We start from the raw sequence: 12,723 nt of genomic DNA, 5'->3' as shown, positions 1-12,723 counted from the left end.
GTTAGGATAACGTGCCTTAGCAGGAAGTGCAAAGAACAATTGATCTATATCAATATTAACGCGGAAAATGCTAACTGTTTGATAATATTTTAAACAGTTAGCATAATAAGGGGGGATTAATCTGCTAACTCACTTAAGCACATTTCATCATATACTTGAGCACACCATTGTTTAACGCGTTGCTCGGTTAGTTCAGGCTGACGGTCTTCATCAATACCTAAGCCTACAAAATGCTTGTCATCAGCCATGCCTTTTGATGCTTCAAAATCATAGCTGTCTGTTGGCCAATGTCCAACAACAATAGCTCCACGCTCTGTTACGATATCGTTGATCATACCCATTGCATCTAAGAAGTATTCTGCATAGTCTTCTTGATCGCCACAGCCAAATATAGCCACTAGCTTGCCTTCAAAGCTTACTTCTTCAAGCTCAGGAAAAAAGTCATCCCAATCACACTGCGCTTCGCCATAGTACCAAGTTGGAATACCGAATAAGATCAGATCAAATTCAGCAATCTCTTCTTTAGAGCTTTTTGCAATGTCATGCACAGCAACGAGCTTTTTACCCAATTCTTTTTGGATCATTTTTGCTACGTGTTCTGTGTTACCTGTGTCACTTCCGAAAAAAATGCCTACACTTGCCATGGATTTAAACCTTTTATCTATCAATAGCCAATCTTTCTTGTAAAATTGTTTCGATCAACGCACTACGGCTAATATTTTGTGCATCTGCCATATCACTCAAAGCCTGATACAACTGTGACGAAACTTTAAATTCAACACGCTTTAAACCACGTGCTTTATCTCTTTTTATTTGATTACGTTTATTGACCTTTAACTGCATATCCCGTGGAAGGGGATTGGTTTTCGGTCTACCTGGACGTTTCTCGTATTCAAATAAATCAAGCGTTGTTCTATCTGTTTCTGACTTGGCCATGCTTAACCTACACCCGCACCTTGCCAAAATACCTGAATAAGTCCTTTGGCAATAAAGCCAGAGCAACCTAAAAAAAGTACCAGCCACACAATATAACGACCAAATTTAGGCACATTGCCGCTTTTCAGTACATCTTTAATTGCCAAGCCGATAAAAATAAAAATACCTGCTAAGCCAAAATACAACCCTAAGGTATCAAATTCGTTAATAAACTGACTGACCATCGACGTATAACCTTTAAATTAAACGGCGCGTACTATAGCACATAAATCTTTAATTATTTAGTGTGATAAATCAAAAACACGCCACAAAAATAACTTTAAATTGCCATTAAAAAATCATTGATTGCTTTGTTTACAGCCTGTGGTTTTTGGGCGTGCAACCAATGACCCGCACCATGAATGATTTTTGCACTTACATTTTTAAACAGCGCATTAATTGCTTCACGATGCTCAGCTAATATGTAGTCAGAGTCATTACCTTTAATAAACAGAGTTTCGCATAAACAAGAATTATTTGCATTAATGTTGTCGGTAATTGTTGAATATTTATTATCAAGTACTGATAAATTGAATCGCCAAACAAGTTTCCCTGCATCATTTTTATATAAACTCTTTAGTAAAAATTGACGTACACCTAACTCTTCTATATACGGTTGCATTACTAAATCAGCTTGCTTTCTATCATTAATATCGGCATTTTTCACTGCATTTAATGCCTCAATGATTTGGATATGACGAGCCGGGTAGCTAACTGGGGCGATATCAAGTACCACTAATTTATCGACCAAGTCGCTATGGTTTAATGCAACTTGCATAGCCACTTTACCGCCCATGGAATGCCCTACAAGGTGCGCTTTTTGTATTTTCAATTTCGCCATTAATTCCACAATGTCATTGGCCATGGCTAGGTAATCCATTTCATCACTGTGTGGGGAAAGGCCGTGGTTACGTAAATCGACATTGGTTACGCAAAAGTGTTCACTTAATGGCTTTGCAATCACATTAAGGTTTTCTAAAGAGCCAAACAGTCCATGGATCAAAACAACATCAGGACCTTGACCAATTTGTTTGTAATTTAATTGCATAAACGTCTCCCATAATTTTGCGCATAGTTTGCCGAGCATTAACTAAAAAAGCAAAAAATACAGATATTATTTAAACGCTGGATGCAAAGATACCTAGCTTACTGATTATTTGGTCGTTATTAATTATATGTTTAGGGTAGCGTGGGTTGTAACTCGCATTTCTAACTGGATTGGGTATAATCATATCGAAAGAAAAATGTGACCCGTAATGACAGGAAGAACATGAAACAAATCGACATAGACGACGAGTTATATCAGTACATTGCTAGCAATACCCAGAGTATTGGTGAAAGTGCATCGACTATTTTACGTCGTTTATTAAATCTCAGCGGCGAAAAAATTCACACCACAAAATCAGACACTGATCATAAAAATGAAACCGTTAGTGTGTCTAATTCATCTGAAGAACAACAAGTCGCAGCCGTTGAACAGCCAGCCTCTGTGGCGAAAGCGCCAGTAAATAAAAAAAATGCAAACGTATTTAATATTTTAAATAAAGAAGAACTGGCAATGCAAAAAGGTGTTGTTGGTCGTTTCTTATTTATATTAAGTGCATTTTACCGAACGCACAAAACTGACTTTTCAGCAGTGCTTGATATAAAAGGCCGCGATCGTGTTTATTTTGCGACCAGTAAAGAAGACTTAGTGAATAGCGGTAGTAGTATGAACCCTAAAAACATCACCGATAGTGAATATTGGGTGATGACAAATTCAAATACTACACGTAAAAAAATGATGCTGCATGAAGTTGCACTTAGCTTGGGCTATAGCAATGAGCAAGCTGAAAAAATTCGTGATTATCTTTAAGGAAATACCATGGCAATTCATTCCGGCGCAGGGAAAACTGCACCACAATCGGTTTTAGTGAATGTACCAAAGTTAGTGTCTGCGTATTATTTAAATGAGCCTGATCTAGAGCAAAACCCTGAGCATTGTGTTGCCTTTGGCACCTCAGGGCACCGTGGTTGTGCATATGATGTGAAATTTAATGAATCACACATATTATCAATCACCCAAGCTATTTGTGATTACAGAAAGCAAAACGATATATTTGGCCCATTATTTTTGGGTAAAGACACCCACGCATTAAGCGAAGCGGCCTTTAACTCAGCAATAGAAGTACTCGTTGCTAACGAAGTGCAAGTGATCACCCAAGAAAATGGCGACTTCACACCAACACCAGTAATTAGCCACGCTATTGTTAGTTATAATAAAAATCACCCAAATGAATTGGCCGATGGCATTGTCGTTACTCCGTCTCATAATCCTCCTGAAGATGGCGGGTTCAAATATAACCCACCTAATGGCGGTCCTGCAGATACAGATGTAACAAAATGGATTGAAGATAGAGCCAATCAGCTTTTAATGGAAGACTTAGTTGAAGTAGAACTGTTTCCATTTGCTAAAGCGTCGCGTTCTGGTTTTATCCGCTATGAAGATTTAATGACACCGTACATTAATGATCTTGAAAATATTGTTAACTTAAAAGCGATTAGTGATGCTGGTATTAAAGTAGGTATCGATCCATTAGGTGGTTCAGGCATCAACTTTTGGCCAGTGATTGCGAAAAAATACAATCTAGATTTAACCGTTGTAAATGACAGTGTTGATCCGCGTTTTGCATTTATGCCACTTGATAAAGATGGCAAAATTCGTATGGATTGCTCATCACCTTATTCAATGGCGAATTTAATTGCCCTTAAAGATGATTTTGATCTATCGATAGGCAATGACCCTGATTATGACCGTCATGGCATAGTAACACCTGATGGATTAATGAATCCAAATCACTTTTTAGCAGTAGCCATTGATTATTTACTAACGCATCGTGACTGGGATGCCGGTGTTGAAATTGGTAAAACCCTCGTTTCTAGCTCAATGATTGATAAAGTCACTGAGCGTAATAACCGTAAAGTTAAAGAAGTGCCGGTTGGTTTTAAATGGTTTGTTGAGGGGTTAAATAAAGGTAAATTGGCTTTTGGTGGTGAAGAAAGTGCTGGTGCTGCTTTTTTACGTTTTGATGGCAGCGTTTGGTGTACAGATAAAGATGGCTTTATCATGGGGCTTCTTGCCGCTGAAATTCTTGCAGTTACAGGTAAAACACCGTCTACGTTATATAAAGAACTAGAGCAAGAATTTGGTGCACCACTTTATAAACGTTTAGATGCGCCGGCAACGCCTGAGCAAAAATCACGATTAAAAGCGCTCAGTGCAAATGACGTAAAAGCAGATACCTTAGCGGGTGAAGCCATTTTACAAAAACTTACTCATGCGCCAGGTAATAATGCGGCAATTGGTGGTTTAAAAGTAGTAACTGAAAGTGGCTGGTTTGCTGCTCGTCCGTCAGGTACTGAAGATATTTATAAAATATATCTAGAATCATTTAAAGGCGAAGAGCACTTAGCCTTATTAGAAAAAGAAGCTAAAAAACTGGTTGATTCAGTAATTAGCTAATCTGCAATTAAAATTAAAAACGGCTGATTTATTCAGCCGTTTTTGTATCTACAATTTATAAAACAAAAAGGGCTTTATAGTGATGTCAGCCACTTCAGAATATATTAATCAATTAAAACAAGATGGTGATTTTTTAACGCTTTCTCGAAACCATGAATGGCATTTGGATGCAGGCCAATTTACCCTTAGTAATAATACGCAAGTAACCGTGCATGATACCGGTGTAATTGAATTTGAGCCTGATTGTATAACGTCAAAGAATGTGGTGCTTTCAAGTGCCATTCATGGCAATGAAACAGCACCCATTGAAATTTGCGATGAACTGATTAAACACATTATTAGTGGGCAACTTGAATTACAACAACGGGTTTTATTTATTTTTGGTAACCCTCAGTCAATTAATATAGGTAAACGCTTTGTAGAAGAGAACTTAAATCGCTTGTTTAATGGTCACCACACTGTTGAAGGCATCGCAATGAACGACGAACGTGTTCGTGCAGCAAAACTTGAACATTACGTTAGCGATTTTTATGCACGCTCAGAGCAGGGCACGTATCGCTGTCATTATGATTTACATACCGCTATTCGTGGTTCTAAAAATGAGAAGTTTGCTGTTTACCCATTTTTACATGGCAAGCCGTGGAAAAAGTCGCAACTGCAGTTTTTATTGAGTTGCGGAGTAAATACGGTATTAATGATGAAATCACCGGCTACCACGTTTAGCTACTATTCATCGTTTGTGCATGGGGCTGATTCATTTACCGTTGAGCTTGGCCAAGTAAAACCCTTTGGTGAAAACGACATGTCACGCTTTGCAAAAACCAAGCAAACACTAACTGCATTAATTAGTCAAAAAGAAGTTGAATACCCTAAATTTAATGCAAGTGACTTTGAGTTGTTTTCTGTTCATCGCACAATTAACCGCACAGAGCAAGACTTTAGCTTCCCGTTTTCTGATGATGCCGAGAACTTTACAGGCTTTGCAAAGGGTGAGCTTTTAGCAACTGATGGTGATAATGCAATTTATGCGGACGTAGAAGGGGAAGCGATTATTTTTCCTAACGCACAAGTTGCTATTGGACAACGTGCACTATTAACGGTTGTGCCTATGCAGGTGGATAGTCGTTTTAGCTAATTCAACACATCAGACCACTTGTTATGAAAGTTTAACCAACTGATTAATAAGTGGTTAATTATATGTATAGTTAACTTGCCAGTTTTTTGCTCAATATTTACTTTTGTTTGGTCACAGTTTTGTTGAATAACACTTTACGTTAACGTAAAGTGTTGGCAGCTTTAATTAAATACAGTGCAGATGTTGCAAAGTTTATTCAGCAACAATCACCCATAATAATAATTTAAAGGGGCACTGTGATACCGACAACAAGAGAAGGTAGGTTATGAGTAATCCCAATAACGTATCGCTGAATATTAACCATAAGCTTGAGTTCATCGACGGCCACGCACTTAATATTCCAACCCTTAGTATTTTAACTGAGGACGGCGACATTCATCCTAGTGCTCCTGCACCTGACATTTCTAAACAAACCGCTATTAAATTATACGAAACCATGCGTTTTATTCGTTTATTGGATGAACGTATGCAGGGTGCTCAACGCCAAGGCCGTGTTAGCTTTTACATGCAGTGTTTAGGTGAAGAAGCGGCGGTAACAGCCTCTGCGGCAGCCCTTGATCAAGATGATATGATTATGGCGCAATACCGTGAGCAAGCGGCGTTGCACTACCGTGGTTTTACGCTTGACCAATTTATGAATCAGATGTTTTCTAACGAACTAGATCTTGGTAAAGGCCGTCAAATGCCGATCCATTACGGTTCTAAAGCACTTAACTACATGACAATTTCATCGCCATTAGGAACTCAAATCCCACAGGCCACCGGTTATGCATACGGTCAAAAAGTAAAACATATCGATGCTAAAACAGGTGAACTAGCAAGCACTATTGATAACGTCACCATTTGTTACTTTGGTGAAGGTGCCGCTTCAGAAGGTGATTTCCACGCAGGTCTTAACATGGCTGCAGTGCACAATGCACCGGTTATCTTTTTTGCACGTAACAATGGTTACGCTATCTCTACCCCAGCTGATGAACAATTTAAAGGTGATGGTATTGCATCGCGTGGCGTAGGGTATGGTATTAAAACCATACGTGTTGATGGCAGCGATGCACTCGCTGTTTATGCAGCAACTAAAAAAGCCCGAGAAATTGCAGCAACCCAAGGTGAACCTGTACTTATTGAATCGATAGCTTATCGTTTAGGCGCGCACTCAACGTCAGACGACCCCAGTGGCTACCGTTCAAAAGATGAAGAAGCAAACTATAAAGCGTGCCCAATAGAGCGCTTTAGAAAATGGCTAGTAAAACAAAACTGGTTAGATGACGCAGAAGATATAAAAGCGAAAGAAACAATTCGTGATGATATTTTGGCGGCACTTAAACGCGCTGAAGTAATTGATAAACCAGCCTTAGAAGAGCTGATTTCTGATGTGTACGATACGCCAATTCCATCTTTACAACGCCAATATGATGAGCTTAAAACACATATAAAAGCCCATCCTGATGCCTATCCAACAACAGCAGGGAGAATTAAGTAATGGCTAAAATGAACATGCTACATGCAATTAATTCTGCTTTAGATATCACTATGAATGAGCACCCTCAAGCGTGTATTTTTGGTGAAGACGTTGGTTATTTTGGCGGTGTTTTTAGAGCAACATCAGGCTTACAAGAAAAATACGGTAAGCACCGAGTATTCAACACGCCGCTTACAGAGCAAGGCATTTTAGGTTTTGCTAACGGATTGGCCGCATTTGGTGCACCAGCGCTTGCTGAGATTCAATTTGCTGATTACATCTTTCCTGCGTTTGATCAAATTGTGAATGAATCTGCTAAGTTTCGTTACCGTAGCGGTAATGAATTTAACGTGGGTAATCTAACAATACGAACACCATACGGCGGCGGTATTGCTGGTGGTTTGTATCACTCGCAATCACCAGAAGCATATTTTGCTCATACGCCAGGGTTAAAAATTGTCGTGCCGCGTAATCCTTATCAAGCTAAAGGCTTACTTCGCGCATGTATTAAAGACGATAACCCAGTGCTATTTTTTGAGCCAAAACGCTTATATCGTGCATCTACGGGTGAAGTGCCAGAAGAAGATTACAGCATTGAACTAGGCAAAGCCGAAGTGGTTCAAGAGGGCACTGACGTTACTTTATTGGCGTGGGGGGCACAAATGGAAATTGTAGAAGCAGCTGCTAAACAAGCCAGCGAACAAGGTATAAGCTGTGAGGTAATTGACCTTCGCAGTATTCTACCATGGGATGTTGAAACGATTGCTAAGTCAGTGACAAAAACAGGCCGTCTTATTGTTAGTCATGAAGCACCTATTACCAATGGTTTTGGCGCTGAAATTGCGGCAACTATCGCTCAAGAGTGTTTCTTACATTTAGAGTCGCCTATTTTACGTGTCTGTGGTTTAGATACACCATATCCGCTGGCGCTTGAAAAAGAATATGTTCCAGATGCATTGAAAGTAATGGCCGCAATTAAACAATCAGTGAACTTTTAGGGGTTTCCATGGCTAAAGATTTTATATTACCTGACATTGGTGAAGGCATTGTTGAATGCGAAGTAGTCGAATGGCTGGTGCAAGAAGGTGATACAGTAAAAGAAGATCAGCCTATTTGTGATGTGATGACAGATAAAGCCTTAGTGCAAATTCCTGCGGTACATGATGGGGTGATCACTAAGCTACATTGCAAAAAAGGCGATATTGCTAAAGTACATGCGCCGTTATTTGCAATGGATGTTGCCGGGGAAGCACCCAGCGAAAAGACTGAAACATCATCTGCACCAACATCTACTCGTGAATACTTAGAAGATTTTATCTTACCCGATATTGGTGAAGGTATTGTTGAGTGTGAAATTGTAGAGTGGTTAGTAGCAGAAGGCGATGAGATTGAAGAAGACCAAGCTGTTTGTGATGTAATGACTGATAAAGCATTGGTACAGATACCGGCTAAATATACCGGTACTGTACAAAAGCTATATTATCAAAAAGGTGAAATTGCCAAAGTACATAGCCCGTTGTTTCAAATGACCATAGCAGGTCAAGCCGCAAAAGAAGATGTTGATGTTAATCAAGCGGTCGTAAAAGCACAAAGCAATGCAACTACCGATTCACCGGCTAAACAAACACAACCACAAACTGCGATTGTTAACGAAAAAGCAGTTGCCTCACCTGCGGTTAGACGTAAAGCGCGAGAGCTTGATGTAGATTTAACTTGCGTACCAGGCAGTGGTAAAAATGGTCGTATTTATAAACAAGATATTGAAGCGTTTATAAAAAATGAAGTGCCATCTGGTATGGATACTTCTGAGCTTAATAAACCACAAGCTTCTGAGAGTAAAAAAACCAGCAGCACTGAACATGTAACGAGCACAGGTGGAACGCGAACAGAAGCGATTAAAGGTATTAAAGCGGCCATGGCTAAACAAATGGTAGCGTCGGTTTCTACTATTCCACATTTTACCTACAGTGATGAAATTGACTTAACTGATTTAATTGCACTTAGAACTGATCTGAAAGAGCAATATAAAGCTCAGGGCGTTAAGTTAACTATGATGCCGTTTTTTATTAAGGCGTTATCGTTGGCAATGAGTCAATTTCCAGTACTTAACTCAAAAGTAAATGATGATTGTAGCGAAATTACTTACTATGACGATCATAATATTGGGGTTGCGGTAGATTCTAAAGTGGGCTTATTAGTGCCTAATATTAAAGCTTGTCAAACTAAAAGCATTGTAGAGGTTGCTAACAGTTTAACTCAGCTTACTGATTCTGCTCGCGAAGGGCGAGTTGCACCTGATGATTTAAAAGGTGGCACTATTAGCATTTCTAACATTGGTGCGATTGGCGGCACTATTGCAACGCCAATCATAAATAAGCCAGAAGTCGCGATTGTTGCACTTGGTAAATTACAGCACCTTCCACGCTTTGATCAGCAAGGGCAGGTGGTTTCACGTGCAATTATGCAAGTAAGCTGGTCAGGTGATCACCGTGTAATTGATGGCGGCACGATAGCGCGCTTTAATAATTTATGGAAAGAATACTTAGAGCAGCCAGCTAAAATGATGATGGCAATGCGCTAATCTTTTTCATTAAATTATTAATATAAATAAATAAAACCAGCTAATTAGCTGGTTTTTTATATCTTGAAAAGTAAATTAATTCAATAAAAGGTAGTTCAATTTAGCTGAAAAAATACAGTCCATAACCCACTAATAACGCCGGAACTGCGGTATATAGTGTGGCAATAATGGCCGCTCTGGGTGCCATAGCAATGGCAGGGAAAAGCGCATCGCCATCGTTGGAAATAGCGTTCGCTGCTAAAGCACTAAACGGTATCACACCTTGAATGTATAACGTGGTGACAATGATTTGCGGCCCACAACCGGGTAAAAAACCAATTAATACCACAATTAAAGGTGCTAAATAGGCATAATTTAAAAACCATGTTTTTAAATCAAGACCAAACACGCTCACCAGTAGTTCAAACAATATAAAGGAGGCAACCACCCACGCGGTTACAAAATGAGTATCTTGCAGTACTTTTGTTATTTTTGAAGGCGGACTGCATACATCATCTTCTGAGGTCACTTCCTTGTAGCTTTCACCTTTTGATGATAGCGCCCACATAAACACCACAAACAATGCCATTAATGCGCCAAAAACACTGACCGCATTTACTACATGATTGCCAAATTGGCTTAAATCAATATTAAACGCCAGTACAAAAGCAATCACTAATCCAGGAATAATAGCAATTAACCAAATAGGCTTGCTCAACTTTATTATTTTGGTTGGCAATACAGTCACTGGTTGTGTTTGCTTTTGATTGGTAGGGCATAAATAACCTGTTTTATGCAGTTTATTAACCAGTAAGCCTGTTAGCGTTCCAACGACTAAGCCTATTGCCATTATTGTTAAGCCGTCAGTAGGGCGGGTAGCTAATAATAAAAATGCGGCATCACCCATTGTAGCCGTTAATACCGCAACAATAGCCCCAAAGCTGGCTTGTCCCTTAGTAAATTGGGTAACCACAATGATTGCACCACCACAGCCTGGCAGCATTCCTAAAAATGCAGCAAAGTTGACCTCTAACACAGGAGACTTAGCATTTAGATAACGAAGTTCTAGTTGGGGTAAATGATCAATCGCGTAGTAGTAAATAAATAGGGTCGCAGCAACAAACACACTGACTTGAAAAAAAGCATCACTGAGTGCAGTGATTGTTATAGTGCGTAAGCTGGGCAGGGCTAAACAGACTAAAATTAACAGGGGTAAAATTAGGCGTTTATTTTGATGAAAAACACGTTTTGCAGCTGGCGAAATAACTCCTAAATGTTCTGTTAAAAACATACAGTACGACCTAATTAAAAAACTAGATCGCACTGTACTATTTTATTAAATGATAATCAATATCATTTGAGTGGTTGCTTGAAAACGCTTATTTACGTTGAAACTCTGAGTTTTCATTCCAAGTAGGCCATTGAGTTTGCTGTGAAATATCAAAACCTACTTTATAAAATAGTTGTAAATCTTGAACCGCACCTGATAAATCCCACTCATCACGATATCTATCACAAGGCTGGTGGTAGCAACCGCGCAATACCAAGCTCATACGCTTGCGGTAATTAGCCGTTTCTTCATCAAACGCTTCTGAACCACCACCAGCATACATAGCAGGTACGCCCATATTGGCAAAGGCAAAGTGATCAGAGCGGTAGTACCCACCTGAAGATGGCTTAGGGTCGCCTGATACTGTTCTGCCTTGCTCTTTTGCAGCAGTAGCTAATAGTTTATCCATTTGCGATTTACCAATACCCACCACACTAATATCTTTTACTTTTCCTAATAGGTTTAAGCTATCCATATTAATATTAGCAACGGTTTTATTTGCCGGAATAACCGGGTTAGCGGCGTAATATTTTGAGCCAAGCAAACCTTGTTCTTCAGCGGTTACCGCTAAAAAGGTCATAGAGCGGTCAGGGCGTTTACCTAGTTTAGTAAAGGCTTCAGCCACTTCGATCATACCGGCTGTACCTGTCGCATTATCGTGGGCACCATTATAAATTTGATCGCCTTTACGATTTTTATCCGTTCCTAAATGATCCCAATGCGCAGAGTAAATAATATGCTCATCTGGCGTTTTGCTACCAGGAAGAGTGGCAATAAAGTTATAAGATACCGATTTTTTGATGGTATTTTTTACATTCACAGTGGCAGCTAAATCGCCCATATCTACATGGTAAGCGCCTTTAGCTGCTTCTGCTTTAGCAGTATCAAAATCAAGGCCTGCTTTAGTAAATAGCTCTTTTGCTACATCAACAGTAACCCAACCTTCAACAGCAACACGATCCATGTTGTTATTATCTTTTACAAAACCAAACTGCTCGCCACTCCACGAGTTCTCAACCACTGACCAAGGGTAAGAAGCAGGAGCCGTTTCATGAATGATAATAGCGCCCGCTGCACCTTGACGGCTTGCTTCTTCGTATTTATAAGTCCAGCGCCCGTAATAGGTCATGGCATCACCGGTAAATAAATCAGGGTCTTTAGTTGCAAAACCAGGATCATTTACCAGCATCACGACGGTTTTACCCTTAACATCTAGGCCTTCGTAATCATTCCAATTATATTCAGGTGCGTTAACACCGTAGCCGACAAATACCAGCTCTGAATTTTCAATCCCTTCTTGCGCACTTATACGGCTACTACCCATTACCATGTCTTTTTTGTATTGGTAGTCTTTACCGCCAATATTAAGCACCATGTCAGAGTCTGCTTCTAATGATACAAGCGGGACTTCTTGGAAAAAACTATCACCGTTACCCGGTTCAAAGCCCAATGCAGTAAATTCTTTTGTTAAGTAGTCAAGCGTAAGCTTTTCACCTTCAGATGAAGGAGCACGACCACCAAACTCATCAGAGGCTAACACTTTTACATGCTTAGCAATTTCATCGGCTTGAATGCTGTTATAGCCTTTCGCGACATCGTCAGAAGTGATACTTGTTGTTGCACAACCCGCTAGAATCGCTGTTGTGATTAAGGTCAAAGAAAAATAACGTTTCATATTGGCTCTTTTTTTGTTCTAAGTGGCCCTAGTATATTAACTTCTGTTAATTAGAACCAGTTTTTGCGGTAAACTGTCACGGATAAA

The 12,723-nt window shown here is 39.7% G+C and carries 12 protein-coding genes; 6 read left to right on the top strand and 6 right to left on the bottom strand.

The window, feature by feature from the left end; genetic code table 11:
- Nucleotides 1-116: 116 nt before the first annotated feature.
- The 4 genes from fldA to P3J6_RS12765 all read right to left on the bottom strand — a co-directional run bounded on the left by fldA (nucleotide 117) and on the right by P3J6_RS12765 (nucleotide 2,023).
- Nucleotides 117-644: a flavodoxin FldA gene (gene fldA / locus P3J6_RS12780; RefSeq protein ID WP_008113772.1), complete on the bottom strand. Its 528-nt coding sequence runs from the start codon at nucleotides 642-644 to the stop codon at nucleotides 117-119.
- A 13-nt stretch (nucleotides 645-657) separates the two neighbouring features.
- Nucleotides 658-936, bottom strand: a complete 279-nt coding sequence (ybfE, locus tag P3J6_RS12775; RefSeq protein ID WP_008113775.1) for a LexA regulated protein — start codon at nucleotides 934-936, stop codon at nucleotides 658-660.
- Nucleotides 937-938: 2 nt separating this feature from the next.
- A complete protein-coding gene (locus P3J6_RS12770) occupies nucleotides 939-1,160 on the bottom strand; it encodes a DUF2788 domain-containing protein (protein ID WP_008113777.1) in 222 nt (73 codons plus the stop codon).
- Nucleotides 1,161-1,255: 95 nt separating this feature from the next.
- Nucleotides 1,256-2,023, bottom strand: a complete 768-nt coding sequence (locus tag P3J6_RS12765) for an alpha/beta fold hydrolase (RefSeq protein ID WP_198523218.1) — start codon at nucleotides 2,021-2,023, stop codon at nucleotides 1,256-1,258.
- Nucleotides 2,024-2,245: 222 nt separating this feature from the next.
- Here P3J6_RS12765 and seqA point away from each other — a divergent pair, with 222 nt between their 5' ends.
- The 6 genes from seqA (at nucleotide 2,246) to P3J6_RS12735 (ending at nucleotide 9,652) form a co-directional block, all read left to right on the top strand.
- Complete coding sequence (gene seqA, locus P3J6_RS12760; RefSeq protein ID WP_076918666.1) at nucleotides 2,246-2,830, top strand: replication initiation negative regulator SeqA; 585 nt, start codon at nucleotides 2,246-2,248, stop codon at nucleotides 2,828-2,830.
- Nucleotides 2,831-2,839: 9 nt separating this feature from the next.
- A complete protein-coding gene (gene pgm / locus P3J6_RS12755) occupies nucleotides 2,840-4,477 on the top strand; it encodes a phosphoglucomutase (alpha-D-glucose-1,6-bisphosphate-dependent) (protein WP_198523217.1) in 1,638 nt (545 codons plus the stop codon).
- An 82-nt stretch (nucleotides 4,478-4,559) separates the two neighbouring features.
- On the top strand, nucleotides 4,560-5,612 hold the full coding sequence (gene astE / locus P3J6_RS12750; RefSeq protein ID WP_198523216.1) for a succinylglutamate desuccinylase: 1,053 nt from the start codon (nucleotides 4,560-4,562) through the stop codon (nucleotides 5,610-5,612).
- A gap of 265 nt (nucleotides 5,613-5,877) precedes the next feature.
- Nucleotides 5,878-7,092 carry a thiamine pyrophosphate-dependent dehydrogenase E1 component subunit alpha gene (locus P3J6_RS12745; RefSeq protein ID WP_198523215.1) on the top strand — a complete coding sequence of 405 codons (1,215 nt, stop codon included), beginning with the start codon at nucleotides 5,878-5,880 and terminating at the stop codon, nucleotides 7,090-7,092.
- On the top strand, nucleotides 7,092-8,069 hold the full coding sequence (locus P3J6_RS12740; RefSeq protein WP_010390106.1) for an alpha-ketoacid dehydrogenase subunit beta: 978 nt from the start codon (nucleotides 7,092-7,094) through the stop codon (nucleotides 8,067-8,069). The genes P3J6_RS12745 and P3J6_RS12740 overlap by 1 nt, the downstream gene beginning before the upstream one ends.
- 8 nt (nucleotides 8,070-8,077) lie before the next feature.
- Nucleotides 8,078-9,652 carry a dihydrolipoyllysine-residue acetyltransferase gene (locus P3J6_RS12735; RefSeq protein ID WP_198523214.1) on the top strand — a complete coding sequence of 525 codons (1,575 nt, stop codon included), beginning with the start codon at nucleotides 8,078-8,080 and terminating at the stop codon, nucleotides 9,650-9,652.
- A gap of 100 nt (nucleotides 9,653-9,752) precedes the next feature.
- Here P3J6_RS12735 and P3J6_RS12730 read toward each other — a convergent pair whose 3' ends face one another.
- Together P3J6_RS12730 and P3J6_RS12725 are read right to left on the bottom strand one after the other, a co-directional pair.
- Nucleotides 9,753-10,922 (bottom strand): putative manganese transporter, encoded by a 1,170-nt coding sequence (locus tag P3J6_RS12730; protein ID WP_198523213.1) that lies wholly within the window; start codon nucleotides 10,920-10,922, stop codon nucleotides 9,753-9,755.
- Between the two features lie 88 nt (nucleotides 10,923-11,010).
- Nucleotides 11,011-12,636 carry a M28 family metallopeptidase gene (locus P3J6_RS12725; RefSeq protein WP_198523212.1) on the bottom strand — a complete coding sequence of 542 codons (1,626 nt, stop codon included), beginning with the start codon at nucleotides 12,634-12,636 and terminating at the stop codon, nucleotides 11,011-11,013.
- Nucleotides 12,637-12,723 lie beyond the last annotated feature (87 nt).

The sequence above is a fragment of the Pseudoalteromonas sp. 3J6 genome (assembly GCF_903995135.1).
Classification (GTDB): domain Bacteria; phylum Pseudomonadota; class Gammaproteobacteria; order Enterobacterales; family Alteromonadaceae; genus Pseudoalteromonas.
Note: the sequence above shows the minus strand (reverse complement) of the source record. Positions and strands in the feature narration are given on the sequence as shown.